20 protein-coding genes and 2 tRNA genes are annotated in these 26881 nt (G+C 73.3%); 5 read left to right on the forward strand and 17 right to left on the reverse strand.

Translation table 11 applies throughout. The features are described from left to right. The first annotated feature begins 222 nt into the window (after nt 1–222). Nucleotides 223–1041 (forward strand): YceI family protein, encoded by an 819-nt coding sequence (locus ACFYZA_RS20775; RefSeq protein WP_382582866.1) that lies wholly within the window; start codon nt 223–225, stop codon nt 1039–1041. A gap of 270 nt (nt 1042–1311) precedes the next feature. Here the strand turns inward: ACFYZA_RS20775 and ACFYZA_RS20780 are convergent, their stop codons facing one another. Further along, complete coding sequence (locus ACFYZA_RS20780; protein WP_388492058.1) at nt 1312–2088, reverse strand: TetR/AcrR family transcriptional regulator; 777 nt, start codon at nt 2086–2088, stop codon at nt 1312–1314. 77 nt (nt 2089–2165) lie between these two features. Beyond that, nucleotides 2166–3680, reverse strand: coding sequence for an MFS transporter (locus tag ACFYZA_RS20785; RefSeq protein ID WP_382582871.1), 1515 nt, complete (start codon nt 3678–3680; stop codon nt 2166–2168). 189 nt (nt 3681–3869) lie between these two features. Between ACFYZA_RS20785 and ACFYZA_RS20790 the strand changes: the two genes are divergently transcribed. After that, entirely contained in the window at nt 3870–4733 is an 864-nt protein-coding gene (locus tag ACFYZA_RS20790) for an endonuclease/exonuclease/phosphatase family protein (RefSeq protein WP_388492059.1), read from the forward strand. 41 nt (nt 4734–4774) lie between these two features. On the opposite strand, the gene ACFYZA_RS20795 is transcribed toward ACFYZA_RS20790, so the two are convergent. The 8 genes from ACFYZA_RS20795 to ACFYZA_RS20830 all read right to left on the reverse strand — a co-directional run bounded on the left by ACFYZA_RS20795 (nt 4775) and on the right by ACFYZA_RS20830 (nt 13446). Further along, nucleotides 4775–6976, reverse strand: a complete 2202-nt coding sequence (locus tag ACFYZA_RS20795; RefSeq protein ID WP_388492061.1) for an ArnT family glycosyltransferase — start codon at nt 6974–6976, stop codon at nt 4775–4777. Further along, nucleotides 6973–8325, reverse strand: a complete 1353-nt coding sequence (locus tag ACFYZA_RS20800) for a glycosyltransferase (RefSeq protein ID WP_388492062.1) — start codon at nt 8323–8325, stop codon at nt 6973–6975. Before ACFYZA_RS20800 ends, ACFYZA_RS20795 begins: the two co-directional genes overlap by 4 nt. A 157-nt stretch (nt 8326–8482) precedes the next feature. Continuing rightward, nucleotides 8483–10057, reverse strand: a complete 1575-nt coding sequence (locus tag ACFYZA_RS20805; RefSeq protein ID WP_388492272.1) for a sensor histidine kinase — start codon at nt 10055–10057, stop codon at nt 8483–8485. A gap of 62 nt (nt 10058–10119) precedes the next feature. Further along, nucleotides 10120–10860 carry a response regulator transcription factor gene (locus tag ACFYZA_RS20810; RefSeq protein ID WP_382582883.1) on the reverse strand — a complete coding sequence of 247 codons (741 nt, stop codon included), beginning with the start codon at nt 10858–10860 and terminating at the stop codon, nt 10120–10122. Nucleotides 10861–10932: 72 nt separating this feature from the next. Further along, the gene (locus tag ACFYZA_RS20815) at nt 10933–11901 is read right to left on the reverse strand and encodes an amidohydrolase family protein (RefSeq protein ID WP_388492064.1); all 969 of its coding nucleotides are present in this window, start codon (nt 11899–11901) and stop codon (nt 10933–10935) included. A 120-nt stretch (nt 11902–12021) separates the two neighbouring features. After that, a complete protein-coding gene (locus ACFYZA_RS20820; protein WP_382582889.1) occupies nt 12022–12900 on the reverse strand; it encodes a DUF2797 domain-containing protein in 879 nt (292 codons plus the stop codon). Nucleotides 12901–13039: 139 nt separating this feature from the next. Then, nucleotides 13040–13112, reverse strand: a tRNA-Arg gene (locus tag ACFYZA_RS20825). Between the two features lie 240 nt (nt 13113–13352). Continuing rightward, a tRNA-Ser gene (locus ACFYZA_RS20830) sits at nt 13353–13446 on the reverse strand. Between the two features lie 240 nt (nt 13447–13686). Here ACFYZA_RS20830 and ACFYZA_RS20835 point away from each other — a divergent pair. From ACFYZA_RS20835 to ACFYZA_RS20845, 3 genes are all read left to right on the forward strand, one after another. Next, on the forward strand, nt 13687–14124 hold the full coding sequence (locus tag ACFYZA_RS20835) for an SSI family serine proteinase inhibitor (protein ID WP_382582899.1): 438 nt from the start codon (nt 13687–13689) through the stop codon (nt 14122–14124). Between the two features lie 151 nt (nt 14125–14275). Beyond that, nucleotides 14276–18505 (forward strand): PAS domain-containing protein, encoded by a 4230-nt coding sequence (locus ACFYZA_RS20840; RefSeq protein WP_388492066.1) that lies wholly within the window; start codon nt 14276–14278, stop codon nt 18503–18505. 256 nt (nt 18506–18761) lie between these two features. Then, complete coding sequence (locus ACFYZA_RS20845) at nt 18762–19346, forward strand: antibiotic biosynthesis monooxygenase (RefSeq protein WP_388492068.1); 585 nt, start codon at nt 18762–18764, stop codon at nt 19344–19346. Between the two features lie 88 nt (nt 19347–19434). On the opposite strand, the gene ACFYZA_RS20850 is transcribed toward ACFYZA_RS20845, so the two are convergent. The 7 genes from ACFYZA_RS20850 to ACFYZA_RS20880 all read right to left on the reverse strand — a co-directional run bounded on the left by ACFYZA_RS20850 (nt 19435) and on the right by ACFYZA_RS20880 (nt 26880). Continuing rightward, nucleotides 19435–21090, reverse strand: a complete 1656-nt coding sequence (locus ACFYZA_RS20850) for a long-chain fatty acid--CoA ligase (protein WP_382582906.1) — start codon at nt 21088–21090, stop codon at nt 19435–19437. A 177-nt stretch (nt 21091–21267) separates the two neighbouring features. Continuing rightward, the gene (locus ACFYZA_RS20855; protein ID WP_382582909.1) at nt 21268–21813 is read right to left on the reverse strand and encodes a SigE family RNA polymerase sigma factor; all 546 of its coding nucleotides are present in this window, start codon (nt 21811–21813) and stop codon (nt 21268–21270) included. 198 nt (nt 21814–22011) lie between these two features. Next, nucleotides 22012–22971 carry a DUF1906 domain-containing protein gene (locus ACFYZA_RS20860; protein ID WP_388492071.1) on the reverse strand — a complete coding sequence of 320 codons (960 nt, stop codon included), beginning with the start codon at nt 22969–22971 and terminating at the stop codon, nt 22012–22014. A gap of 231 nt (nt 22972–23202) precedes the next feature. After that, complete coding sequence (locus ACFYZA_RS20865) at nt 23203–24375, reverse strand: lipid-transfer protein (RefSeq protein WP_388492073.1); 1173 nt, start codon at nt 24373–24375, stop codon at nt 23203–23205. Then, nucleotides 24372–24863 (reverse strand): MaoC family dehydratase, encoded by a 492-nt coding sequence (locus tag ACFYZA_RS20870; protein WP_388492074.1) that lies wholly within the window; start codon nt 24861–24863, stop codon nt 24372–24374. Before ACFYZA_RS20870 ends, ACFYZA_RS20865 begins: the two co-directional genes overlap by 4 nt. Then, entirely contained in the window at nt 24860–25903 is a 1044-nt protein-coding gene (locus tag ACFYZA_RS20875) for an acyl-CoA dehydrogenase family protein (protein ID WP_388492076.1), read from the reverse strand. Before ACFYZA_RS20875 ends, ACFYZA_RS20870 begins: the two co-directional genes overlap by 4 nt. Beyond that, a complete protein-coding gene (locus ACFYZA_RS20880) occupies nt 25903–26880 on the reverse strand; it encodes a bifunctional MaoC family dehydratase N-terminal/OB-fold nucleic acid binding domain-containing protein (RefSeq protein ID WP_388492077.1) in 978 nt (325 codons plus the stop codon). Before ACFYZA_RS20880 ends, ACFYZA_RS20875 begins: the two co-directional genes overlap by 1 nt. Nucleotide 26881: the final 1 nt, after the last annotated feature.

Raw genomic sequence — 26881 nt, forward strand, 5'->3', positions numbered from 1 at the left:
CCGGATCAGGGCGCGTGCCGGGCCCCGCGAGCCCGGCCTGGCCGTCCGGGTGCCCCCGGACCCCCGGGTGCGGTTCGGCTTCGAGCGGAAGCCGAACCGTGGCCGGCGTGGAAATGGGCCCCGGGACCGGGGCGGCGGGCAGGGGACGGCCGGCCGTCCCGCCCCGGGGCCCGGCCTTTTGACCCCAAGAGGCTTCTGCACTTGAAGAGGAGAGAAAACGGGATGGGACTGCGGGCACAGGTACGGACGCGCGACGGCTGGGCCGTTTCGCACGCCGTGGTGACGATGACCGACATGACCGGCACGCAGGTGCTGCGCGCCTCGGCGTCGGAGGACGGCTCGGTGTCGGCGGACGTGGCCCTCGCCCCCGGCCCGTACACGGTGATCGTGACGGCCGTGGGGTACGCGCCGGCCGCCTCCACGGCGCTGGTGACGGCGAGCGGACGGGCCTCGGTCGGCACGGTGGTGCTGGCCCGGCAGGGCGGCGTCGAGCTGCCGCCGCCGGGCCCCTGGACGATCGACCCGGCGCACTCGTCGGTCGGCGCGGTCGCCCAGCACCTGGGCATCTCCAGCGTGCACGGGCGGTTCGGGGAGTTCGGCGGACGCATCGAGATCGCGGAGGACCTGGAGAAGTCGCGGGTCGAGGCGGTCATCGGCGCGGCCTCGATCGACACGGGGAACGCCATGCGGGACGGGCACCTGAAGTCCGGTGACTTCCTGGACGTCGAGCGCTTCCCCGAGATCACCTACCGCAGCACCGACCTGGTCCCGGCCGGGCCGGACCGCTGGACCGTGCGGGGTGAGCTGTCCCTGCACGGGGTGGTCCGCGAGGTCGACCTCGACCTGTCGTACCTCGGTACGGGTCCCGACCCGTGGGGCGGGGTGCGGGCGGCGTACCGGGCGACGGCGGAGCTGCGGCGCGAGGACTTCGCGATGAATTACAACCAGGTGGTGCAGGCGGGGATCTCGGCGATCGGCACGACGCTGAAGGTCGAGCTGGACATCCAGACCGTCCAGGGCGAAACCCTGCCGACCGCGTAGCCCGGGATGCCCGGGCCCGGGGCCCGGGGGCCGGGGGCCGACCCGGGATGCCCGGGGGCCGGGGGCCGACCCGGGATGCCCGGGGGCCGGGGGCCGACCCGGGATGCCCGGGGGCCGGGGGCCGAACTGCGCGGGCCGTTCGCGCAGTTCCCCGCGCCCCTGACCCCGCTTTCGTCCGTCCACCGTGCGTGGCTGGTCGCGCAGTTCCCCGCGCCCCCAAAGGCCTTGGTGCGGGCCCGCATCGGGCATTTCAGCGAGCCCCCAGGGGGGTCAGGGCGTGCTCAGGGCCTCGATGCCGGCGATCAGCAGGGTCAGCGCGAAGTCGAAGTCGCGCTGCCGCATCTCCTGCACCGTCTCCCCACCCCGCGCGGCCATCAGCTCCGCCGCATCGGCGAACTGGTCCCGGTACGAGGGCTGGGAGGCCAGCGCCCCCATCGCCTCCGCGAAGAACTCGTCCTGCGTACGCCCCGCGTCCGCACACCGCTGCACGAACGTGCCCTCGATCGTGCCGAACCCGTACACGAACTGGAACACCGCCGCGAGCCCGCCCGTCTGCCCGTGCGCGGGCAGCCCCGTGCGGGACAGGATGCGCTGGGCCGTGCGCGAGAAGGCCATCGAGTTCGGGCCGATGTTGAGGTAGCGGCCGATCAGCGCCGACGCCCACGAGTGGCGGACGAAGATCGCGCGGTAGCCCACCACGACCGTGCGGAGCTGATCGCGCCAGTCGGCCGACTCGTCGTCCATGTCGGGCAGTTCGATCTCCGCGAACACCGCGTCCAGGGCGAGTTCGAGGAGGTCGTCCTTGTTGTCGACGTACCAGTACAGGGACATCGCGGTGACCCCGAGTTCGGCCGCGAGGCGCCGCATGGAGAACTTGACGGCGCCCTCGGCGTCGAGGAGGCGTACGGCCTCGGCGGTGATCCGGTCCCGGTCGAGCACGGGCCCGCCCTCGGGCGCCTCCGCGCGGCGCACCCGGTGACTCGCCTTGCTCCCGAGCCACACGCTGGTACGCGCCGCATCCTTCGTACGGTCCGCCGCTGACACCATCGCTGCCCTCCTCGGTCCTTGCTTCTGCCGACCCATCAGGTCATGTCCGGAATTCGGGGCTCCCACCCCCGACGATGCTATGCTGCGGGAGCCGCCCCGGCGGGCGCGGGCGCGGATCGTTCGGCGCGGTGCAGCAGGACCGCCGCGAGCAGCCCGCCCGCGAGCACCGCGACCGCCCCGACCAGCTGACTGGCCTCCAGGCCCGAGGCGAACGCGTCGGCGATCCGGCCCCGCTCGGCGTCGTCACCGGCGGCGGCCAGGGCCGCCGGGAGCGAGGCCGCGGCCACCGGAACGAGCGCCGCGAACCGCGAGTTGAGGACCGCGCCGAGCACCGCGACGCCGAGCCCGTTGCCGAACTCGCCCAGCGTCCCGTTCACGCCCGCGCCCACGCCCGCCCGCTCCGGCGGGATCGCGCTCATGATGGCGTTGGCCATGGCCGGCATGGAGAGCGCGATGCCGGCGCCCATCACGACCAGGCCGAGCAGCGTGCCGCCGTAGCTGTGGCCGCCGAGCAGCGCGATCGAGGCGAGCCCGGCCGCGGTCGCGGTCATGCCGATGGCGATGGCGCGCGGGGTGCCGACCTTGGTGACCAGCTTCGCGCCGACGCCCGACATGTTCAGCAGGACGACGCTGAGCGCGAGCGGCGCGGTGCGCAGCCCCGCCTCCAACGGGCCGTAGCCGAGCACGAATTGAAGGTGCTGGGTGAGCAGGAAGAGCGAGCCGCCCATGCCGAAGGCGACGAGGATCGACCCGGCGACCGCGCCGACGAACCGCTGGTCGCGGAAGAAGCGCATGTCCAGCATCGGGTGCTCGATGGACAGCTCCCAGCGGACGAAGGCCGCGAGGAACACGATCCCGACGGCCGCCGAGGCCAGCACATGGCCGGAGAGCCAGCCATGGCCGGGCCCGGAGATGATCGCGTAGACCACCCCGGTCATGCCGACGGTGGAGAGCAGCGCCCCGAGCAGGTCGGGCCGGTCGCCGAGGGGGTTCTTCGATTCCGGGATCAGCACGAGCACGGCCACCAGGCCGATGACCGCGACCGGGATGTTCACCAGGAAGATCGCGCCCCACCAGAAGTGGTCGAGCATGACCCCGCCGATGAGCGGACCGGCCGCGAATCCGAGCGAGTTGACGGTGGCCCAGATGCCGATGGCCTTGATCCGGGCCTCGTCGTCGAAGATCTGCACGACGACGGCGAGCGTGGTGGTCATCAGGAGCGCCCCGCCGATGCCCATGCCCGCGCGGGCGGCGATGAGCTGCTCCGCGTTCTGCGCGAGGCCCGCCGCCAGCGAGCCGATGCCGAAGAGCGCGAGTCCCGCCGCGAGCATCTTCTTGCGGCCGTAGCGGTCGGCCGCGCTGCCCGCGGTGAGCAGCAGCCCGGACTGGACCAGCGAGTACGCGTTGATCATCCACTGGATGTCGGCGGTGGACGCGCCGAGCGAGGTGGTGAGTGAGGGGATGGCGACGTTGAGGACGGTGTTGTCGAGCAGCACCGTCAGCTGGGCCACGCAAATGACGCCGAGGATGAGCCAGCGCTGCGGGTGCCCGGTGGGTGAGGTGGGTTTCTCGGCTGTCGTCGTCGCGGTCAAGGTGGCCCCCGGTTTCTTGTACGGCTTTCCCGTACGGCTTCTTGTACGGCTTTCTTGTACGGCGTATATCGATGCCGTCGTTGTACACCGTAAGGCTGGACTTCTACGCCGTAAAGCCAATTACGGTGAGCATGGCGTGCGGGGGCGCGTGCGGGATGGACGGCGGACGGACGAGTGAAGGGAACTCCCATGGCGAGGCTTTCCACGCTCCACGGTCGGGCAGCCCGGCTTGCCCTGGCGACAGCTCTGTCGGGGCTCGCGCTCGCGCCCCCGGCGCACGCGGCCCCGGGCCCCGGAGCCGGTGAGCGGGTACCGCTGCGGGTGGCGACGTACAACATCCACGCGGGCGCCGGGATGGACGACGTCTTCGACCTCGACCGGCAGGCGGCGGCGCTGCGCGCGCTGCACGCGGACGTGATCGGCCTCGAAGAGGTCGATGTGCACTGGGGCGCGCGCAGCCAGGGCCGTGATGTGGCCGCCGAACTCGCGGCCCGGCTCGGCATGCACGTCTCGTTCGCGCCGATATACAGCTTGGCTCCGGACCGACCGGGCGGCCCGCGAAGGGAGTTCGGCGTCGCGGTGCTCTCCCGGTACGCGATCCTGGGCGCCGCGAACCACGAGATCACCCGGCTCTCCACCCAGGTGCCCAACCCCGTGCCCGCACCCGCACCCGGCTTCGGCGAGGTGCGGCTTCGGGTGCGCGGGGTGCCGGTCCATGTGTACGTCACCCACCTCGACTACCGGGGCGATCCGGCGGTCCGGGTCGCGCAGGTCGCCGACACCCGCCGCATCATGAACGCCGGCCGCGGGGCCCGCAAGATCCTGCTCGGGGACTTCAACGCCGTACCCTCGGCCCCCGAACTCGCCCCACTATGGCGGCAGTTGACCGATGCCGAGCCCGGCGCCAACAGCTTCCCCGCCGATGTTCCGGACCGCCGGATCGACTACGTGGCCGTCCAGAAGGGAGCGGTACGGGTACGCGACGCGGCGGTGGCCGAGACACTCGCCTCGGACCACCGCCCGGTCGTCGCCGATCTCCTGCTGCGCCGGTGAGCGCGCCGGCCCCCGCGTGAGGCCGGCTCTCCGGCGCCCGGTCAGCCGACGGGTGAGGTCAGGTCGTAGAAGGTGGCGGTGCCGACCGTCACCTTCTTGAAGGAGGACTCCACCCAGCTGGTGATGGCGCTTCCGCCGGACCTGCCGCCACCGCCCATCATTCCGCCGCCGCCGGAGACGAAGTAGTGGATCTTCCCGTCGGCCACGTACTTCTTGAACTGGGCCAGGGTCGGCGACGGATCGCTGCCGTTGAAGCCGCCGATCGCCATCACGGGCTCCTGCGTCGCGAGTTGGTAGCTCGCGGCGTTCTGCGAGCCGATGGCGGCCGCGGCCCAGGTGTACTGGTCCGCGTTCTTCTTCAGGAGTGCCCGCGCCTCGGCGCTCACCTTGGCGCCGTCCAGAAGACCGCCCATGCCGCCGCCCATGGCGCCCGTGCCGCCGCGCTCACCGGTGCCCGTGCCGGGCCGGCCCTGCGTCCCGCCGTTCTGGCCGGGCGCGGTGGGCGGCTGACCCGTTCCGCCACCGGGCACGCCCTGACCCTGGCCGGCGCCTCGGCCCGGCCATCCGCGGTTCTGCCCACCGGTCTGGCCACCGGCCCGGCCGCCTGTCTGCCCGGCGCCGGGTCCCGCGCCCGGCCCGCCGCCGAACCGCATCCGGCCGCCGCCGCCCCCGGGCCCGCCCATGCTCGCCCCGGCGGGGCCCGCCGTGACGATCGAGCCGGTGTGCCCGGTGTCGAGGGTGCTCACCGCGTACGCGGCCGGCCCGGCGAGCGAGGCCGCGAGGCCGAGACCGGCGACACCCAACGCGGCCCTGCGGTTCAGCCGTCCCGCGAGTGCGAGGCCCACGGCCGCCGCGAGGCCGCCGATCAGCACGGCCCAGCGCAGCCACGGCAGATAATCGGGGGTGCGCCCGAGCAGCACGTACGACCAGATCGCGGTGGCCGCCACCGTCACCGCGAGCGCGAGCGCGGCGCCGATCCGCGAGCGCTCCTCCCACAGGACCGTGACGCCCATGCCGACCAGGGCGGCGATGTAGGGGGCGAGGGCCACCGTGTAGTACTGGTGGAAGATCCCCGCCATGAAGCTGAAGATCACGGCGGTCATGAGGAGCGCCCCGCCCCAGGCGAGGAACGCGCCCCGCGCGGTGTCCGTGCGCTTGGCCTTCCAGGTGACGACGAGCCCGGCGATCAGCAGGAGCAGCGCCGCCGGAAGCAGCCACGAAATCTGGCTGCCCACCTCGGAGTTGAACATCCGCCCGATGCCGGTCGCACCCCAGCCACCGCCACCGCCCCCGCCGCCACCCGGCCGCATACCCGCCGGGAGTTCCATGCCGCCGGGCCGCGCGGCCCCGCCGCCGACGCTGCCCGTCTCGTCGCCGCTGAGGCGGCCGAGCCCGTTGTAGCCGAAGGTGAGCTCCAGGAAGGAGTTGTGCTGCGAGCCCCCGATGTACGGGCGCGACGACTTGGGCCACAGCTCGACGGCCGCCACCCACCAGCCGCCCGACACGATCAAAACCCCGGTTGCCAGGGAGAGTTGGCCGAGCCGACGGCGTACCGAGGTGGGCGCGCACACCGCGTACAGGAGCGCGAGCGGTGGCAGGATCAGGAAGGCCTGCAGGGTCTTGGTCAGGAACGCGAAGCCGATCGCGACCCCGGCCCACACCAGCCACTTGGTGCGGGCGTCCTCCAGGGCGCGCAGCACGCAGTACACGGTGACCGTCATCAGGAGCGCCAGCAGCGCGTCCGGGTTGTTGAAGCGGAACATCAGCGCCGCGACCGGCGTCAGGGCGAGCACCGCGCCGGAGATCAGCCCCGCCGCCGGACTGAACCGGCGCCGCACGGCCGCGTACAGGACGGCGACCGTGCCCACGCCCATCAGCACCTGCGGCAGCAGGATCTGCCAGGAGCCGAGGCCGAAGAGGCGTACCGAAAGGGCCATCGGCCACAGCGCGGCCGGGGGCTTGTCGACGGTGATCGCGTTGGCCGCGTCGAGCGAGCCGAAGAAGAACGCCTTCCAGCTCTGGCTGCCCGCCTGGACGGCCGCCGAGTAGAAGGAGTTCGCGTACCCGGAGGCGCTGAGGTTCCACAGGTAGGCGGCGCAGGTGACGGCGAGCAGCGCGAGGAGCGCGGGCCGCGCCCAGGCAGGGTCGTCGGGGCGGCCGCGCCACAGCCGGTTCCGGGCGGCCCGGGTTCCGGCCGCCGCGACCCCCTCGCGCGGATCGGCCAGGGGGGAGGTCGTGGTCATCGTGCGTCGCCCTTCGGGTCGGCGTGGTGCGGGGTGGCCGCGAGGTCGGTGTGGGGTGGGGTGGCCGCGAGGTCCGTGGGGTGCGGGGTGCTCGCGGGGCGCGGGGTGGCATCGGTCGCGGGTACGGGGTCCGCGCGGTCGGGGAACACCCAGGCGCGGAACAGCAGGAAGCGCAGCACCGTGGCCGCGAGGTTCGCCGCGAGCAGGACGGCCACCTCGGTGGAGTGCGCGGCATCGGCACTGGCCGCGTCGAGCGCCGCGAGCGAGCCGCTGGTCAGGGCGAGCCCGATGGCGAACACCACGAGTCCCTGCGCCTGGTGGCGCATCGCCCGGTCCCGGCCGCGCACCCCGAAGGTGAGCCGCCGGTTGGCCGAGGTGTTGGCGACGGCCGACACCAACAGGGCCACCGCGTTGGCGAGTTGGGGACCCATGACGGTGCGCGAGAGCGAGTACAGGGCGAGGTAGAAGAGGGTGGAGAGCGCGCCGATCACGCAGAACCCGACGAGCTGCCGGGCGAGCCCGCCGGGCACCCCGCTGAGCTGCCGGTCCCTGGGGTCGTCGCCGAACGGCCGCGAGAGCCGGTCCAGCGGCAGCGCCCCGACGGCGAGCGCCCGCCCGATCCGCCACACGCCCTTCAGGTCGTCCATCGCCGTGCTGACGATGTGCACGGTGCTGGCCGGGTCGTCGACCCAGTCCACCGGCACCTCGTGGATGCGGAGCCCGGCCCGCTCGGCGAGCACCAGCATCTCGGTGTCGAAGAACCACCCGGTGTCCTCGACCATCGGCAGCAGCCGCTGCGCCACATCGCGCCGGATCGCCTTGAATCCGCACTGGGCGTCCGAGAACCGCGCCGCGAGCGAACCGCGCAGGATCAGGTTGTACGTACGCGAGATGAACTCCCGCTTGGCGCCCCGCACCACCCGCGAGGAACGCGCGAGGCGCGAGCCGATCGCGAGGTCGGAGTGCCCCGAGATGAGCGGCGCGACCAGCGGGAGCAGCGCGTTGAGGTCGGTGGACAGGTCCACGTCCATGTACGCGAGCACCGGCGCGTCCGAGGCCGACCACACCGTCCGCAGTGCCCGCCCGCGCCCCTTCTCCTCAAGACGGAAGGCCCGCACCTGCGGCATCTCCCGCTCAAGTCTCCTGGAAATGACGGGAGTCGAGTCCGTACTCGCGTTGTCGGCGACCGTGATCCGGAAACCGTACGGAAAGGTCCGCGCGAGGTGCTCGTGCAGCCGCCGCACACACCGCTCCAGGTCCCGCTCCTCGTTGTGGACGGGGATCGTCACATCGAGGACGGGAGCGCCGGCCGGCTGGACCGGCAGATGCCGACGGGCCGGAAGCGCCACGGGATGCGCGGGATGTGCCGGATGTGCCGGATGTATCTGGTCTGCCTGGTCTGCCTGGTGTACCTGGTGTACCGGGGTCGCCGCGTGGGGCGCGGCGTGGGACGCGGTCGCGGCAGAGGGTTCGGTTGGCATACGCCGACCCTCGCGAGCCGCGCTGTCACACCTGTGTGGTCGGCCTGTGCTCAGCCTGTGAGGTGCGGGGCGGCAGCGCGGCTCGCGCGGGACGGCTGCCCGGGTTCCGCGCCGGGCGGGGGTCGTCCGGGTCCCGCCCGGGGCGGGCGTCCGGGGCATGGTCCCGCGCCGGCAGGAGGACCTCGAACACCGTGCGCCCGGGCCCACTCCGTACGCCCACCCGCCCGCCGTGCGCGGTGACGACGGCCTGCACGATGGCCAGGCCCAGCCCGGTGGAACCGGCGTTGCGGGAGCGGGACGCGTCCCCGCGCGCGAACCGTTCGAAGACGTGCGGCAGCAGCTCGGGCGGGATGCCGGGGCCGGTGTCCTCGATCTCGACGGCGACCTCGGGCCCGCGCGGCTCGACCCGGGCGGTGACGGTCGTCCCCGGCGGAGTGTGCGTACGGGCGTTGGCGAGCAGGTTGACCAGGACCTGCTGGAGCCGCCCCCGGTCCCCGCGCACGGCGACCGGCTCCGGCGGAAGTTCGAGCCGCCAGGTGTGGCCCTGCCCGGCGGCGTGCGCGTCCCCGACGACGTCCACCACAAGCGCCGAGAGATCGGTGCTCTCGTACGAGAGCGGCCGTCCGGCGTCGAGGCGCGCGAGCAGTAGCAGGTCCTCGACCAGGCCGGTCATGCGCGCCGCCTCCGACTCGATGCGGCCGAGCGAGTGCCGGGTGTCGGGCCCGACGTCCTCGCGGCCGCGCCGGGTCAGCTCGGCGTAGCCCCGGATGGAGGCGAGCGGCGTCCTCAGCTCATGGCTGGCGTCGGCGACGAACTGCCGCACCCGCGTCTCGCTCTCCTGCCGAGCGCTGAGCGCCTCGTGGACGTGGTCCAGCATCCGGTTGAGTGCCGCGCCCACCTGGCCGACCTCGGTCCTGGCATCCGCCTCGGCCCCCGGCACCCGCTCGTGCAGCGCCACCTCGCCGCTGTGCAGGGGGAGTTCGGAGACCCGGGTGGCGGTGGCCGCGACCCGGCGCAGCGGCCGCAGGGCCACCCCGACGATGGCCGCGCCCGCGATCCCTGCGGCGACGAGCCCGGCCGCGGTCACGCAAATGACCACGACTACAAGGGTGTTGACGGTGGCGTCGAGCTTGTCGGTGGGAAAGCCGAGCACGATGGCACGGTCCGGGTCCCACAGGGCGCGGTAGTCACCGAGGCCGGGGATCGTGACGGAGTGCACGCGGCCGTCCTGGGGGACGGCGGCCAGCGCCTCGGTCTGCCCCGCGGACAGCGTCCCGGTGCGGCTCTCGCCCTCGCGTTCCGGCTGGGTGCTGCGCAGCCCGGTGAGCGAGCCGTCGGCCGCGACGCCCGCGCCGACCGTGGACAGCGGCTGTCCGGGCCTGCCGACGATGAAGTCGAGCCGGTCGCCGTCCGACGGCCGCTGCCCCTGCCCCTGTCCTTGCTGCTGTCCCTGTCCTTGCTGCTGCTCTTGGGCCGCGTGACCCATCGCGCGCAGGGGCAGTCCGGCGCGCAGCTGGTTGTCCAGCTGGCCCTGGAGGTTGGCGCCCATCGCGAGGACGGTCACCGTACCGATGACGGCACCCACCACGGCGAGCAGCATGACCGCCGACACCACGAGCCGGGTGCGCAGCGACCAGGGCCGCCGGATCCTGCCCACGCGGTCTACTCCCCGGGCTTGATCAGATATCCCGCGCCGCGCCGGGTGTGGATCATCGGGGTGCGCCCGGCGTCGATCTTCCGCCGCAGATAGGAGATGTAGAGCTCGACGACGTTGGCCTGCCCGCCGAAGTCGTACGACCAGACCCGGTCGAGGATCTGCGCCTTGCTGAGCACCCGGCGCGGGTTGCGCATCAGGAAGCGCAGCAGCTCGAACTCGGTCGCGGTGAGGTGGATGTTGACCCCGCCCCGGGTCACGTCGTGGCTGTCCTCGTCGAGCGTGAGGTCGCCGACGGCGAGCACGGACTCGCTGCGCAGGGCGGCCGTGCCGGAGCGGCGGATGAGGCCGCGCAGCCGTGCCACGACCTCCTCCAGGCTGAACGGCTTGGTGACGTAGTCGTCGCCGCCCGCCGTGAGCCCGGCGATCCGGTCCTCCACGGAGTCCTTGGCGGTGAGGAACAGCACCGGCACGTCGGGCAGTTCGCGGCGCAGCCGCCCGAGGACGGCGAGGCCGTCCATGTCGGGCAGCATGATGTCGAGGACCACGGCGTCCGGCCGGAAGTCCCGGGCGTCGCGCACCGCCCCGGCCCCGTCACCGGCACTGCGCACTTCCCAGCCTTCGTAGCGCAGCGCCATGGAGAGCAGTTCGCTGAGCGGCGCCTCGTCGTCCACGACGAGCACCCGCACGGGGCTGCCGTCCGGCCGCAGCATTTCGGTCCGCCCCTGGGGCGAGGAGGTAACGGTCATGGCCCCACCCTGTGAGGGGGCCGTGAGAACATCCTTGCCCGATCCTGTGATTTGCCTGAGAAAGTGCGCGGCTCAGCCCGCGGGGCCGGGCGCGGGGCCGGGCGCGGAGCCGGGCGCGGGGCCGGGCGCGGGGCTCGCGTCCGGCAGCCCGAAGAGGCGAGCGGCATTGTCATGGCAGACGGCACGCAGCCACTCGTCCCCGAGCCCGAGCCGCTCCAGCGCCTGAAGCTGATGGAGATAGGGGTACGGGATGTTGGGGAAGTCGGAGCCGAACAGTACGCGCTCACCCAGATCCCGCAGCCGCCCCAGCTCCCGCACGGGGAACGGCGCGGTCCGCTCGCTGAAGTCGGTGAACGCCATCGTCGTGTCGAGCCTGACCTCCCCGTACGTCTCGGCGAGGTCGAGGAAGTCGGCGTACTCCGGCATCCCCATGTGCGCGACGATCAGCCGCAGCCGGGGATGGCGCGCGAGCACCCGCCCGACCGGCCCCGGACCGGTGTACTTCCCGGGCGCGGGCCCGGACCCGCAGTGCGTGACGACCGGCACCCCGGCCTCGGCGAGCAGCCCCCAGACGGGGTCGAGCAACGGATCCGCCGGGTCGTAACTCCCCACCTGTACATGGGACTTGAAGATCCGGGCGCCGGCGTCGAGCGCGTCCCGCACATATCCCTCGACGCCCGGCTCCGGAAAGAACGTGGAGGTGTGCAGACAGCCCGGGGTCCGGCCGGCGAACCCGACGCTCCACCCGTTGAGCCACTCGGCCATCCCGGGCTTGTGCGGGTAGATCATCGAGGTGAAGGCGAGCACCCCGAACTCCTCCCGGAGCAGCCGCACCCGCTCGGCCTCCTCCTCCCGATAGGTGATGGGCCACTCGACCCCGCCCACCAGCTCCCCGGCGGAGTCGAAGTACTCCCACACCTTGGCGAGCACCCGCTCCGGCATGAAATGCGTGTGGACGTCGACGAGCCCGGGGACCCCGAGCCGCCCCCAAAACGCCCGGACCGCCCCGCCTTCACCGCTCCCGCTCCCGCTCCCGCTCAAGACCGTTCCTCCCGCCCGGCGCCGGCATCGCGGGCACCCCGGCGCCCGGCGTGATCGCTCGTGCCCTCACCCTCGGCCGACCGCCCCCGCCCTGTCCACCCCCGTGGTCCCCACGCTCCCTCAGAACAACGAATCCTGCGTGCCCTCCTCCTTGGGCACCGCCCGCACCGGAACGGTGAAGGACGCGGGCTCGTCGGGCCCGAGGGCGGCGAGCCCCCACCCGCTCATGAGCCGCGTATCCAGCACGAGGACACCCCGCGCGGCCCCCGCGTCCAGATGCAGATCGGGCCCGGCGGCCGCGAGCAGCCGCCCGCTGACGACCCCTTGGTCCACGAGCTCGGCAACCACGCCGGCGGCGTCCGGCAACCCATCGAGCCCGAACTGGCGCCCGTGATCGACGACTTGACCCTCCACCCGCTCCAACGACTCCGGCCATCCGGGCAGCGCGACGGCCCGCGCATACAGCCCCGCCACCTCGGCCGCCCGCTCCTCGGCCCCGGGCAGCCGCGCCCGCACCGCGCGCTTCTCGGCGTACGGAATCCGGTCCGGCACCCCGAGGGCCGCCCTGAGCAGCTCCTCACAGCGCCGGGCCGCCATCAGGGGCCCGCGCCCGAGCCAGCAGAACGCCACGGCCCCCTGTTCGAGCAACCGGGCCGACCCGCGCTCCTCGGCGGTGATCCCCACCTTGAGCAGCCCGCTCCCGAACCAGGCGAGGTAGACCCGATAGGTGCGCGGATCGTCGAGATACGTATCGGCGGCGACGGAATGAGCCCGGTCGAGCCGAGCGCACTCGGAACACCGCGCCTGCGTACCGCGCCCCGGCACCGGCGCCCCCACCGGACAGGGATTCCCCCGCGCCCCCACACAGCTCCGCGCCCCCACCACCCGGAACGCCACGACCCGCCCGTACTCCAACGCACTGCTACGCCCCTCCTCCCACCGAAGCCGCGCCCCACCCTCACCCCACCGAACCCCCACACACCGCCACAACCCAGCCACGCTTCGAAGCTACCCCCCACCACTGACAACACCGGGTGCGATCCGGGCCCCGGACCGCCTCGCTCACCACTGTCGTCACCGTCGCCACGACATACGACAGAGGCCCTCAGGATTTCTCCTGAGGGCCTCTGCCTTGCTGTGCACTCGGCAGGATTCGAACCTGCAACCTTCTGATCCGTAGTCAGATGCTCTATCCGTTAAGCTACGAGTGCTTGTGCTTCCGGGGTTTTTTCTGCCCCGTCGGCGTTGCGAGAACAACATTACATGACCTGCGCCGTGACGCGAAATCCATTAGCCGGACCGGCTCTGACCTGCGGAAATGTCTCTGTGTGAGCGAACCGGGGGCGGCGCGGCGGGCGCGGGGGCGGGGTGGACGCTGGGCCGGATGGCGGGTTGCGCGGGGCCGGGAACGGGCGAAGCCCCGGCCGTGGGGCCGGGGCTTCGGGTGGTGCTGGCGGAGGCGGAGGGATTTGAACCCTCGATGGGCTTTAAGACCCAAACCGCATTAGCAGTGCGGCGCCATAGACCGGACTAGGCGACGCCTCCAGCACACCGTCGCGTGTGCGAGTGGTGCGTGCAGATGATGACACAGCCTTGCGGGCTGTCACCAATCGCCCCCCACGGTACTAGGCAGGTGGGCGCCAGGGCAAAGCCGTTCGTGCGGCGCAACGCCGGGCGTTGACGCGCGTTAGACCTCGGAAGACACCGGGAGACCGAAAGTCCGCCGAACAGTCCGCCGATCAGTCCGCCGAACACTTCGTCCGAACGCCTGGAGACACGAGACTCATGCTGCGTCGCTTCGCCGTCACCGCCGCCGCCTCCCTCACCGCGCTCGCCGCCGCGCCCACCGCCCTGGCCGGCCCCCTGCCCGTTCCGCTGCCGCTGCTCGGCGGCGGGCAGACCGAGGACCGGCTCACCGTCACCGTCGAGGGCGCCCCGGGCGTCGAGGGGACGTACACCCTGGAGTGCCACCCGGCGGCCGGCAGCCACCCGCGTGCACAGCAGGCCTGCGACAAGCTGGACTCGGTGACGACCTGGGGCAAGGACCCCTTCGCGCCGGTGCCCAAGGACCAGATGTGCACGTTCATCTTCGGCGGCTCCGCCACCGCGCACATCACCGGCAGCTGGGCCGGGCGGCCCGTCGACGCGACGTACAGCCGTGCCAACGGATGCGAAATCTCGCGGTGGGACAACCTGGTCCCGGTGCTGCCGAGCGGCAGGTAGGGCACCCCGTACGCCCTTCACTCATACGGCGTAGTCACACAACCTTGGTGAGAGCTCCCCCTCATCCGCCGTCGCTCGCACATCCCCAGCCTTTAGACTCCCTCCCAGTGACAGGCCGCAAGGTGCAGTGGTTCAGGGAGGAAGCGTCGTCGTGAGCAGCAGGCCATCCCGAGGCGCTGCTCGCCTCGCAGCCATACTTGACGCCCTTCCGGACGGGCTCCTGCTCGTCAACTGCAACGGCACGGTGGTCAACGCCAACACCGTCGCGCTGGAGATGCTGGAGGCGCCCGGTACGGGGCTCGTGGGGCGGGGAGTTCTCGATCTGCTGCCCACCTTCGACTCCAAGCTCATCCCCGGCTCCATGCGCCGGCCCGAGAGCGAGGACGAGCAGGGCCGCACCAAGCCGACCCGGATGGTCGCGCGCCGCACCGACGGCACCGAGTTCCCGGTCGAGGTGACCAGCGCCAACCTGGAGGACGGGCGGGACGCGTACGCCTCCTACGGAAGCGGCGGCGGACCCGGCTCGTACTCGGGCGACGAACTCCTCATGCTCGTCGTGCGGGACCTGTCCGGCACCGTCGACACCGAGGCGGAGCTCGCCCGTTCGCAGCGCCAGACCGAGATGATCCTGCGCGCCGCGGCCGAGGGCGTGGTCGGCACCGACACCGACGGCCGGGTCGTCCTCGTCAACCCGGCGGCCGCGCAGATCCTCGGCTACCGGGCCAGCGACCTCGGCGGGCGCGAGCTGCACCCGCTGGTGCTGCACTCGCGCGAGGACGGCGAACCGTTCCCGTACGAGGGCAGCCCGCTCGCCGACACCCTCAAGTCCGGGCGCAAGCACCGGGTGCGCGGGCAGGTCATCTGGACGAAGTCCGGCGCCAAGGTGCCGGTCGACCTGACCACCGCGCCGGTGCGCGACGGCGATCTGCTCGTCGGCGCGGTGATGACGTTCACCGACCGCCGCCCCTACGAGGAGCAGGCCGCCAAGCACGCCGAGGTCCTGGAACGCGAGACCAAGCGCTACGACGCGCTCGCCGCCCGGCACCAGCAGCTCCTCTCGGTGCTCGCCGGTTCGCTGCGCGGGCCGATCGACGAGCTGCGCCAGGAGCTCTCCGCGCTCGCCGCCGACGACGCGGGCCAGCTGTGGCCCGAGGCCAACCAGGTCCTGCACCACCTCGCCGCCGGGTACTCCCGCATCACCACGCTCGTCGACAACGTCCTCGGCTACCAGCGGCTCGACGCGGGCAGCGAGGAGCTCAAGAAGGCCAAGGTGCTCGTCGATTCGGTCGTCGGCGCCGGTGTCGACGGCGCCGTCGAGCTGATCGGTCCCGGGCGCGCCCAGTTCGCCGTGCACACCCCGCCCATCGAGGCCGAGGTCGACGCGCCGCGCCTGGCCACCGCCCTCGCACACCTCATCGCGGACGTCGCCGGGGTGGACGCCACGGGCAAGGCGCCGGTCGGCGCCGGTGGCTACATGGACTCCACCGTCGTCGTCGCGGCGGCGGTACGCGGTGAGGTCGTACGCATCGAGGTGCGCGGGCCCTACGCGGGCGGCGACCCCGTCCACGCGCCGATCGTGCGCGGCATCGTGAAGGCGCACGGCGGTGTGCTGCAGACCGTCGCCGTGCCGGGCATGAGCGGCTCGGCGTACGTACTCGAAGTGCCGCTCGGCGCCGGGGCCGGAACGGTCGAGGCGCCCGTGGCCCCGCAGCCCGACGAGGCGCTGCTGCCCGCCCAGCAGGACGGCGGCGGGCGCAGGCGCGGGCGGCGGGCGTCGATGGACGCGTTCCTGGAGAGCCCGGTCAACGAGGAGAAGTCCCCAACAGGACGCCGGAGAGCGCGTGTTGACGCGCCGTCCGGGTCCGGGTCGGGGTCGGCTTCCGGGGCCGCGTCGGGTTCCGCTTCCGGGACGGCCGCCGGTGCTGGTGCGGGTGCTGGTCCGGGCTCCGGTGACGGGGAGGCCGAGGCCGGCCCGGACGGTGATCGAGCCCGGATTCCGGCCCAGCAGAACTCCGGGGGCGCCGAGGCCGCCGACGGCGGGTTCGCCGAGGGCGGGCCCTCCGGGTCCGGGCGGCGCCGTGGGCGTCCCAGCCCTGCCGAGCAGGCCGCCGCGGAGGGGGCCGGTGGGCCTCTGGGGTCCGGCGGGTCCGTGGGTCCCGGCGGGTCTGTCGGGTCCGTCGTCACCGGCGCGGAGAGCGCTCGCGAGTCGTCCGGCATGGGCCGGGCCGCGCTGGGCGAGACCGTGCCGCCGCAGGGCGTCCCCACGGAGGCGACCGGGCGCCGTGCCCGCCGGGCGCTGCCCGCGCCGGCGGGCGCCGATGCGCCGGCCACCTCCGCTCCCGCCGAGAACGCCGCCGCGAACGCCGCCGCGAACATGGCCGCGAACACCGCCGAGCCGACCGGACGCCGAGCGCGGCGCGCCCTGGGCTCGGCCCCGGCCGCGAGCAACGCCGGCGGCGCCGCCAGTGGCCAGGAGGGCTCGGTGCGGACCGCGTTCGCGCTGCCGCCCGCCGACGCCGACCGCGCGCCGCATCCCGCGCCACCGGCCCCGGGCGCCGTCCAGGCACCCGCTCCGGGCCGCCCCGACTCCGGGCACTCCGCCCGTTCGGCCGCTGCGGCTGCGGCTGCGGCTGCTCCGATGGGGGCGGCGGATTCGACGGACGCCGGGTCAACGGGCGTCGGCCACATGGGTGTTGGGCCCACGGGTGCTCGGCCCATGGGTGCGGGGCACATGGGTGCCGGCGATACGAGTGCCGGGTCTATGGGTGCCGGGCCTGTGGGTGCCAAGCCCATGGGTGCCGAGCACATGGGCGAGGGCGTCACAGGCACAGCCCCCGTGGGTGCCGGCTCCATGGGTGAGGGCACCACAGGCGCCGCCCCCGTGGGCGTCGGCCCCACCGAGGCCGCCCCTTCCGGCCCTCCGAGTAGCAACCCCGTAGCCCCCAACTCCCTTGCCGCAGGCGGCCCCACGGGCGCCAACCCCATCCCCAACCCCGCCGACCCCGGGCCCATCAACCCGAGCGTGCCCGGCCCGGCGAACGTCCCGACCACCGGCCCGGCAACCGGCCCGGCGAACGGTCCGGCAACCGGCCCGGCGAACGGTCAGGCCCGGGGCAACCCCGCCCCCAGCGACCCCCTGGCCGATCACACCCCGCCCAAGGCACACCCCGCCGAGCAGCCCGAGTGGGCGGCCCGCGCGGTGCCGAGGCCGGGCGGCCCCGGTCTCGTACCGCCCCCCAACCAGAGCCAGGGCCAGGCCGCCCCCAAGCCCGCCCGGCAGCCGCTGCCCGCCGAGACGCCGCCCGGCGGGATCCCGGCCGTCGGTGACACCCAGGGCCGGGCGTTCAGCGTGCGGGCGCTCGGGCAGGGCGTGCCGCTCAGCCAGACGCAGGCCCAGGTGGCCCAGGCCACCGGCGGTTCGCTCGGCTCCGGGCGGCGGCGCAAGCTCGGCACGCCTCCGGAAGGCGTGGAGCGGCCCGCCGAGCCGGCCGCCCGGCCGCACCCGGTGCTGCCTTCGCCCCCCTCGGAGGGCCAGGGCCGCGCCTATGCGATCGGCGCGCCCGACGAGGGCGCCGAGGGACCCGAGCCGCTGGACGGGCCCGGCGGCGCCGTGGAGGTGGCCAACCGGCCGCAGCCGCAGCCGGTCGACGACGAGCTGCCGCCCGAGCCGCTCGACAACCCGCGCCGTCTCCTCGTGTGGCCCGCGCCCGACGTCTCCACCCAGCAGGCGTTGAGCGAACGCGGCTACCGGCCCGTGGTCGTGCACTCCCGCGAGGAGGTCGACGCGCAGATCGCCGCGTTCCCCGCCGCGCTGTTCGTCGACCCGCTGACCGGCCCGATCACCCGTACCGCGCTCCAGTCGCTGCGCCAGGCGGCGGTCGCGGCCGAGGTTCCCGTGCTGGTCACGGCGGGGCTCGGGCAGGCCACGCGGGAGGCGGCGTACGGCGCCGACCCGGCCGTACTGCTCAAGGCGCTCGCGCCGCGCGACAGCGAGCAGCACCCGTCCCGGGTGCTCCTGATCGAGGAGCACGAGGAGATCGCGCTCGCCCTCACCGCGACCCTGGAGCGGCGCGGCATGCAGGTCGCCCGCGCCGCCACCGACTCCGAGGCGGTCACCCTGGCCGCCCAGATGCGGCCGAACCTGGTCGTGATGGACCTCATGCAGGTACGCCGCCGACGCGCCGGAATCGTCGACTGGCTGCGCGCCAACGGGCAGTTGAACCACACCCCGCTGGTCGTCTACACCTCGGCCGGCATCAACCAGGCGGAGCTCCCGAAGCTCACGTCCGGCGAGACGGTCCTGTTCCTGGCGGAACGGTCCACCAGCGGCGAGGTACAGGGCCGCATTGTGGACCTGCTGGCCAAGATCGGCACCAACTAGGAGATTCCTGCGGGCAGTTGGGGGAGCCCGGGGCCCTCGGCGGGTACCGGAAGTCGAGGGAGCCGGGAGCCTCCCGGGGAGGGCGAGGGTCGCATCACCCGGTGACGACTCGCGCGATGCGGTGACGCCGCCCGCGACGCGGGTGTCGACGCGGGCAGCCCAGTGGCGGTGCCGGCCGACGTGGTGACGGCGCGCGCCGACCGCGTGCGTAGGCTGACGCGGCGCGCGACACCGTACGAACCGCGAGGAGAGGCCCGTGGCCCCCACGAGCTCCGCCATACGTCAGGAACACGCCACCGTCCCCGCCGACAACGGCGAGGTGACCCTGTTGATCGCCCGGCAGGTCGAGGAGGGGTACGAGGAGTCGTTCGAGGGGTGGGCGCGGGACATCCTGGCCGCCGCGGCCGCCTTCCCCGGGCACCTCGGGCACGGGTTCTTCCGGCCGTCGGCGCCCGGGGCGCCCTGGTTCCTGGTCCACCGCTTCCGCGACTCCGCCGCCCTGGATCGCTGGCAGGGCTCCGCCGAGCGCGCCCTCTTCTTCGCGAACTGCACGGGCCATCACCACACCGAGATCGCCCGGCGCGAACTGACCGGCATGGAGACCTGGTTCGCCAAGCCCGGCGAGACCCGGTCCGCGCCGCCCCGCTGGAAGATGGCGATCAGCTCGGGCCTCGCCATCTTCCCGATCTCGCTCGTGGGCAACGCGGCGCTCGGCCCTTATGTGGCCGGCCTCCCGCTGGTGCCGCGGACGGCCGTGTTCACGGTCCTGTTCAGCATGCTCATGACGTACGTGGCCATGCCGAACATGAGCCGCCTGCTGCGCCGCTGGCTGCACGGCTAGCGGGGGCCGGGGGCCGGACCCGGAAGTCGGGCCCGGGGACCCGGCAGTCGGGCCCGGGGACCGGCCGGGGCTTCGGCCGACGCCGGGGCTAGCGCAGTTCCGTCACCTCCAGCTCGCCGTCCGCGTACTGCCTGCGGATGACCTTCTTGTCGAACTTGCCGACGCTCGTCTTCGGCACCGCCTCGATCAGCGCCCAGCGCTCCGGGAGCTGCCACTTGGCGATCTTCTCGGCGAGGAAGGCCTTCAGGGCGGCGTAGTCGGCGGTGGCACCCGGCTTCAACACCACGGTCGCGAGCGGGCGTTCGCCCCACTTGTCGTCCGGGACGGCGACGACGGCCGCCTCGACGACCTCGGGGTGCGCCATCAACGCGTTCTCCAGCTCCTGACTGGAGATCCACTCGCCGCCGGACTTGATGACGTCCTTGGCGCGGTCGGTCAGCGTCAGATAGCCGTCCGGGCTGATGACGCCGACGTCACCGGTGCGCAGCCAGCCGTCCGGGCTGAACTTGTCCGCCGGGCGGAAGTCGTCGCCACCCGCGCCGCCGAAGTACGCGCCCGCGATCCACGGGCCCCGCACCTCCAGCTCGCCCGCCGACTGCCCGTCCCAGGGCAGGAACGCGCCGCCCGGGCCCGCGAGCCGCGCCTCGACCCCGGCGGGGAAGCGGCCCTGGGTGATGCGGTACGGCCACTCCTCCTCGGCGGTGAGCCCGGCGGGCGGATTGGACATGGTGCCAAGGGGTGACGTCTCCGTCATGCCCCAGGCGTGGCAGAGCCGCACACCGAGCTTGTCGTACGCCTCCATCAGCGAGGGCGGGCAGGCCGCGCCGCCGATCGTGACCCTGCGCATCGACGTGAGGTCGCGGGGGCGGGCGGTGACCTCCGCGAGCAGGCCCTGCCAGATGGTGGGGACGGCCGCCGCGTGCGTCGGCTTCTCGCGCTCGATCATGTCGGCGAGCGGCGCGGGCTGCAGGAAGCGGTCGGGCATCAGCATGCTGACGCCGGCCATGAAGGTGGCGTGCGGCAGGCCCCAGGCGTTCACATGGAACTGCGGCACCACGACCAGCGTCGTGTCCTGGTCGGTGAGCCCCATCGACTCGGCCATGTTGACCTGCATGGAGTGCAGATAGATCGAACGGTGGGAGTAGACGACGCCCTTGGGGTCGCCCGTGGTGCCGGAGGTGTAACACATGGCGGCGGCGTTGCGTTCGTCGAGCCGCGGCCAGTCGTACGTGGTCGGCCGCCCGGCGAGGAGCTCCTCGTACTCGTGCACCTGCGGGCCCGCGCCGTCGATGTCCTCGAGCACGGTCCGGTCGCCGGGGCCGGACACGACGAGGTGTTCGAGCGTCGGCAGATGGGGGAGCAGCGGGGCGAGCAGCGGCAGCAGCGATCCGTTGACGATCACCACCCGGTCGGCGGCGTGATTGACGATCCAGATCAACTGCTCCGCCGGAAGGCGCAGGTTGAGGGTGTGCAGCACGGCGCCCATGGACGGGATCGCGAGGTACGCCTCGACGTGCTCCGCGTTGTTCCACATCAGGGTGCCCGTAGCCTGGCCGTCCTCGACGCCGAGCTCGCGCAGGGCGTGGGCCAGCTGGGCGGCCCGGGCGCCGATCTCGGCGAAGCTGCGGCGCTGCGGCTCGGCCTCGCCGGTCCAGGTCGTGACCTGGGACTTGCCGTGGATCGTCGACCCGTGGGTCAGGATCCGCGAGATCAGCAGCGGTACGTCCTGCATGGTGCTCAGCACGGCGTCCTCCCGGTGAGCGCCGCTCGGTGCGCTCTCTGGCGACAATGGTCTGCCGATTCTGCTCACGTACCGCGCGGTATGTCACTACCCGGGAGTAGTTTCAGCCGTGGTTCCGCGAAGTTACCTGCGGATACGCGGACCCGGAACGCTTTCCGTCGCCCCGGCGGTCACCGCCCGTCACCGTATGGGCTCCAGCTCCGGGTCCTCGCGGAGCTTGCCGAGCGCGCGCGACACCGCGCTCTTGACCGTGCCGACCGAGACGCCGAGCACCTCGGCGGTCTGGGCCTCGCTCAGGTCCTCGTAATACCTGAGGACGACCATGGCGCGCTGGCGGTCGGGGAGCTTCATGACCGCCCGCCACATCGCGTCGTGCAGCACCTGCTGATCGGCCGGGTCGGGACCCGGCACGATCTCGGGCTCGGGCAGCTCGTCGCAGGCGAACTCGTCGACCTTGCGCTTGCGCCACTGCGAGGTGCGGGTGTTGAGCAGCGCGCGGCGCACATAGCCGTCGAGCGCCCGGTGGTCCTCGATCCGGTCCCAGGCGACATACGTCTTGGTCAGGGCCGTCTGCAGCAGGTCCTCCGCATCGCTCGCGTTCGCGGTCAGCGAGCGCGCGGTGCGCAGCAGCACGGGGCCCCTGGCGCGGACGTACGACGAGAACGACGAGTACGCGTGATAGGGCGTCGCCACTCGGGAGGCGCTGGTGCAGACGGGCGTTGTCATGTCTCCACGCTATGAGCGCCGAGACCCCCGGGGATCGGCCCCAGGTCCCGAAGCGATGTCCGCCTCAGGTTGTAGGGGTAGGGGTGGCCACACCTCCTGAAGGTGGAGACGCATCCCCGGCCCTCAGGGTTCAGCCCCCGCCCGGTCGACCGCCACCGGCCCGGGTCGGCCAATGCGTGCGACCGGCTCTGCTCCGGGTCAGCCAATGCGTGCGACCGGTGCGTCGACCTGGTTGCGGTCCACCGACAGACGGTATCCGCCGTGCGTCTCGGCGACGTCCCCCGCGTACTGGTGGATGCGCCGGTGCTGCCAGGCGTCCTTGTGCAGCGCGGCCTCCTGGTACAGGGCGGGGCCGGTGTGCCAGCGGGCGAACCAGATCGCCGCCGGAAGGTCGCTCTTCCCCGCGACCCGGGCCTGCTCGATCTGCCGCACCCCGGAATCGGCACTGCTGTAGAACCCGGGCACGTAACCGCGCGCCCGCACTTCCTTGTTCCAGGCTCGCACGAAGTCGAGCGTGGTCCTGGCGCAGGAGGCGTTGCCCACGTTGTACGCCTCCAGGTCGAGGTAGAGCGCGCTGCCGTCCAGGATCCCGAGGGCCCGGGCGTGCTGCACCGCCTCCCCGGCCTCGGACCGGCCCTGCTTCGCGGGCTGGTTGCCGATCCGCACGCCCTTCTTGTTCGCGGCGTACACGCACGGCGACTGCGAGCCGACGAACACCGGCAGGACCTGCCAGCCCATCCGGTGCACCTGGCTCACCCAGCTCTTGGTCAGGTTCGGCTGGTTCAGACAGTGCCGGCCGCGCCCCGCGTAGTAGACGCCGACGCCCCGGTACGACGACGAGCCCCGCCAGGCCCGCATCGCGGCCAGCGAGGGCGTGTTGCAGGTGTCGAAGGCGGTGCCCTGGAAGTTCCCCTGGGACACCGCCTCCCGCTCGTCCCACCCCCCGTCCGCGCCGGCGGGCGGGGCGAGGAGGGTGACGAGGGCGAGCACGGCGGTGGCGAAGGCGGCGAGAGCCCGCTTGAGGCTGCGGAACGGTTCGGGGCGGCGGGGCAGTTCGGGGCGGCGGGTCGGCATGAGGCGACGGGTGGGCTTGGGGTGACGGGTGGGCTTGGGGTGGCAGGTCGGCTTGAGGCGTCGGGTCAGCTCGAGGCGGCGCATGGCCCGAGTGAACGGCCGCCCACCCCGACCGGCCACCGCTCGGCCCGGCCCCTCGGCCGTACGGGTGCAGGATCAGCCGTCCGCCCCAGCGCCGTACCGCCGGACGGCCGCCCAACCCATGCGCGGTCGGCCTCGGCTGATGGCCCTTCAGTCAGGGGCGCCCAGTCGGCGGAGCCGATCGCCGCGACTCCCGGCGATCGCGCCGCTGACGCGCCTTCCCCTGACGCACCCTCAGCCGTCCCCGTCCCGCCCCAGGACGAGCCCCGACGTGGGCACCCCCGTTCCGGCCGTGACCAGGACGTGGGCGGCGTCGGGCGTCTGGTTCACCGAGGTGCCCCGGAGCTGGCGGACCGCCTCGGCTATGCCGTTCATCCCGTGCAGGTACGCCTCCCCCAACTGGCCCCCGTGAGTGTTCAGCGGCAGCGCGTCCGCCGCCACGAAGTCGGCCGCCTCTCCGGGCCCGCAGAAGCCGAACTCCTCCAACTGCATCAGCACGAATGGCGTGAAGTGGTCGTACAGGATCGCCACGTCGATGTCGGCGGGGCCGAGGCCGGACGTCCGCCACAGCTGTCGTGCGACGACCCCCATCTCGGGGAGGCCTTCCAGCCCGTCCCGGTAGAAGCTGGTCATCGCCTCCTGTCTGCGCCCCGCGCCCTGCGCCGCCGCGGTGATCACGGCCGGGCGCTGCCGCAGGTCCCTGGCCCGCTCGGCGGTGGTGACCACGAGCGCCTGGCCGCCGTCGGTCTCCTGGCAGCAGTCCAGGAGCCGCAGCGGCTCGACTATCCACCGCGACGCGGCATGGTCGGCCAGGGTGATCGGCTTGCCGTGGAAGTAGGCCGCCGGATTGGTCGCGGCGTGGCGGCGGTCGGTGACGGCGACATGGCCGAACGCCTCGGGTGTCAGGTTGTACGTGTGCAGATAGCGCTGGGCGGCCATGGCGACCCAGGACGCGGGGGTGAGCAGCCCGAACGGCAGCGACCAGCCGAGCGCCGCCCCCTCCGCCGACGGCTCGCGGTGTTGCACCCCGGAGCCGAACCGGCGCCCGGAGCGCTCGTTGAACGCCCGGTAGCAGACGACCACTTCCGCCACCCCGGTGGCGACCGCGAGGGCGGCCTGCTGCACGGTGGCGCAGGCCGCTCCGCCCCCGTAGTGGACGCGCGAGAAGAACGACAGCTCGCCCATGCCGGCCGCCTGCGCGACCGTGATCTCCGGGTTGGTGTCCATCGTGAACGTGACCAGACCGTCCACGTCCGAGGGCGCGAGGCCCGCGTCGTCGAGCGCCGCGTGCACCGCCTCGACCGCCAGCTTCAGCTCGCTGCGCCCCGAGTCCTTGGAGAACTCGGTCGCCCCGATCCCGACGACCGCCGCCCGCCCACCGAGCGAGTCCACTCCGCGCACGCTCATGACACCACCCCGGGGGCGTCGGAAGCCTCGGCGACGCCGGAGGAGCCGGAGGAGCCGGAGGCCTTGGACGGCTCGGCGGGGTCAGCCGGCTCGGCGGGCTCGGCCGGCTGCGGCACGGCCACCCGAACCGTGCCCGTCACGTGGTGGCCGAGCCCGTTCGCCCCGGTCACCCGTATCTCGGCGACCTCCCCGTCCACCGCTGTCACCGTGCCGGTCAACGTCATGGTGTCGCCCGGGTAGTTGGGTGCCCCCAGCCGTATCCTCACCGACCTCAGCCGGGCCTCGGGACCGAAGTGGTCCGTGATGTACCGCCCGACCAGACCGTTCGTGGTCAGGATGTTCATGAAGATGTCCGGCGAGCCCTTCTCCCGCGCGAGCACCGCGTCGTGGTGCACGTCCTGGTAGTCGCGGGATGCCACCGCCCCGGCCACGATCAGCGTGCGCGTGATCGGGATCTCCAACGGCGCCAGCTCGTCTCCGGCCTTCACGCCCCCACCCCCTCTTCTCGCTCGGCCACGATCAACTCACCCAGTTCTGCCAGGAGTTCGGCACCACCGCCCAGATACGCGTCCAGCTGCCGGCCCCAGAGGAAGTGGCGGTGGACGGGGTGCTCCACGTCGGCGCCGAGGCCGCCGTGCAGATGCTGGCCCGCGTGCACGACCCTGGTGCCCGCCTCGGACGCCCACCAGGCCGCCGTCAGGGCGTGCGTCCCGTACGGCAGCCCCTCGTCCCGCCGCCAGGCCGCCTCGTAGGAGGTGACCCGTATCGCCTCGGTGTCCATGTGCGCGTCGGCCGCCCGCAGCAGCACGCCCTGGTTGGTGGAGAGCGGCCGCCCGAACTGCTCCCGGGTCGTGGTGTGCCGTACCGCCCGGGCCAGCGAGCCCGCGCACACCCCGGCCTGGAGCCCGGCGAACGCCGTGCGGGCGGTGGCCAGCACGTCCGCGTACGCCTCCGCGCCGCCGACCCGCTCGGCCGGGGCGCGGTCGAGCGTGAGCCGGCCGGCCGACCAGGGCGCGGTCGTCTCCACCGGCTCGGCCCCCGCGTCGGCGACCCGCACCAGCCACAGGGCGTGTTCCGCGTCCGGAACCAGCACATGCGTCGCGTCCCGCAGCCACGGCACGAGCGGTACGACACCGCTCAACTCGCCCTCGCCCGTTGCCCGTACGCGGCCCGGGCGGGCCGGAAACGCGCCGGTCACCACGGCGCCGCCGTCCCGCAGGGCCGGAAGCAACCGGTCCCGTTGCTCGGCCGTGCCGTGCGCGGTGAGCGCGAGGACCCCGTAGACGCAGCTCGCGGCGAAGGGAACCTGGGCCGTGGTTCTGCCCTGCTCCTCCAGGGCGAGGACCAGGCCGAGCAGACCGACCTCCTCGACGGCCGCCACGAGCCCGGCCCCGCACAGCGCCTTCCACAGCTCGGCATCCGCCCCCGTACCGGCCGCCGCGAGCCGCTCGTGTGTCGAGAGGTCGCCGAAGATCCGCGCGGCGAGCTCCGAGGCGGCCGACTGCTCCTCGGTGGGCGTGAAGTCCATCAGGCCGCCTCCGCCCGGAACACGGGAAGCTCCAACTCGTCGTCCACGCGGAGGAATTCGAGCCGTACCGGCATTCCTATGCGCACCTCGTCCGGCGCCGCTCCGACCACGTTGCTGACGATCCGCACGCCCTCCGCGAGCTCGATCAGGCCCACCGCATACGGCGGATCGAAGGCGGGGAAGGGCGGGTGGTGCATCACGACGTAGGAGTAGACGGTGCCCCGGCCGCTCGCCTCGACGGCGTCCCACCGCGCCGAACCGCAGGCATGGCACCCCGGCAGCCAGGGGAAACGCAGCTCCGCGCAGTCGCCGCAGCGCTGGACGAGGAGCCGGTGCTCGGCGACTCCGGCCCAGAACCCGGCGTTGTCCCGGTTGACGACGGGCCGGGGGCGCCGCGCCCGGGCAGCCGCCGGCTCCGGCCCAGCGGCGGCCCGCTCCCCCTGCGCCGGACGCGTGGTAGCGCGAGCCGAACCGCCTTGCGCGGGGGCGTACTTGAGGATGCGGAAGCGATGCGTTCCGGCGAGCTCGTCGTTCGCCCGGACGTCCATCCGCGTGGTGACGAAGTGTCCGGTCCCCAGCTTGGTGGTCTTGCGCTCCGACACCGTCTCGATCACCGCGTCATAGGTCACGCGATCGCCCGGCCGCAGATCACGGACGTACTCCTGCTCGCAGTCCGTCGCCACCACCGAGGTGAACCCGGTGCCGTCGAGCAGCTCGAAGAGCTCGTCGTAGCCGGACGTGCGGCCCGTACCGTCGCCGTGGCCGGACAGGCCGCCCATCGTCCACGCCTGGAGCATCGTCGGCGGCGCTGTCGCGGCCGGCCCCGTGTACGCGGGGTGGGTGTCGCCCATCGCCTCGCACCAGTGCCTGATCATCGCCTCGTTCACGAGGTCCTTGCCGACCCCCGCGGTCGCCGCCGGCTGCCCCTCGAACTTCTTCAACCGGGCCAGGAAGTCACGCTCGTTGGACCCCTCCACC

Origin of the sequence: Streptomyces sp. NPDC001828 (assembly GCF_042892175.1) — a bacterium.
Classification (GTDB): Bacteria; Actinomycetota; Actinomycetes; order Streptomycetales; family Streptomycetaceae; genus Streptomyces.

What these genes read in the sequence shown, in the direction of transcription:
- ACFYZA_RS20780 (WP_388492058.1), bottom strand. Translation starts at nt 2,088, where the DNA reads ATGGTGTCAGCGGCGGACCGTACGAAGGATGCGGCGCGTACCAGCGTG.
- ACFYZA_RS20810 (WP_382582883.1), bottom strand. Translation starts at nt 10,860, where the DNA reads ATGACCGTTACCTCCTCGCCCCAGGGGCGGACCGAAATGCTGCGGCCG.
- ACFYZA_RS20855 (WP_382582909.1), bottom strand. Translation starts at nt 21,813, where the DNA reads ATGACAACGCCCGTCTGCACCAGCGCCTCCCGAGTGGCGACGCCCTAT.
- ACFYZA_RS20790 (WP_388492059.1), top strand. Translation starts at nt 3,870, where the DNA reads ATGGCGAGGCTTTCCACGCTCCACGGTCGGGCAGCCCGGCTTGCCCTG.
- ACFYZA_RS20795 (WP_388492061.1), bottom strand. Translation starts at nt 6,976, where the DNA reads ATGACCACGACCTCCCCCCTGGCCGATCCGCGCGAGGGGGTCGCGGCG.
- ACFYZA_RS20860 (WP_388492071.1), bottom strand. Translation starts at nt 22,971, where the DNA reads ATGCGCCGCCTCGAGCTGACCCGACGCCTCAAGCCGACCTGCCACCCC.
- ACFYZA_RS20865 (WP_388492073.1), bottom strand. Translation starts at nt 24,375, where the DNA reads ATGAGCGTGCGCGGAGTGGACTCGCTCGGTGGGCGGGCGGCGGTCGTC.
- ACFYZA_RS20835 (WP_382582899.1), top strand. Translation starts at nt 13,687, where the DNA reads ATGCTGCGTCGCTTCGCCGTCACCGCCGCCGCCTCCCTCACCGCGCTC.
- ACFYZA_RS20875 (WP_388492076.1), bottom strand. Translation starts at nt 25,903, where the DNA reads ATGGACTTCACGCCCACCGAGGAGCAGTCGGCCGCCTCGGAGCTCGCC.
- ACFYZA_RS20805 (WP_388492272.1), bottom strand. Translation starts at nt 10,057, where the DNA reads ATGCTGCTCGCCGTGGTGGGTGCCGTCATCGGTACGGTGACCGTCCTC.
- ACFYZA_RS20775 (WP_382582866.1), top strand. Translation starts at nt 223, where the DNA reads ATGGGACTGCGGGCACAGGTACGGACGCGCGACGGCTGGGCCGTTTCG.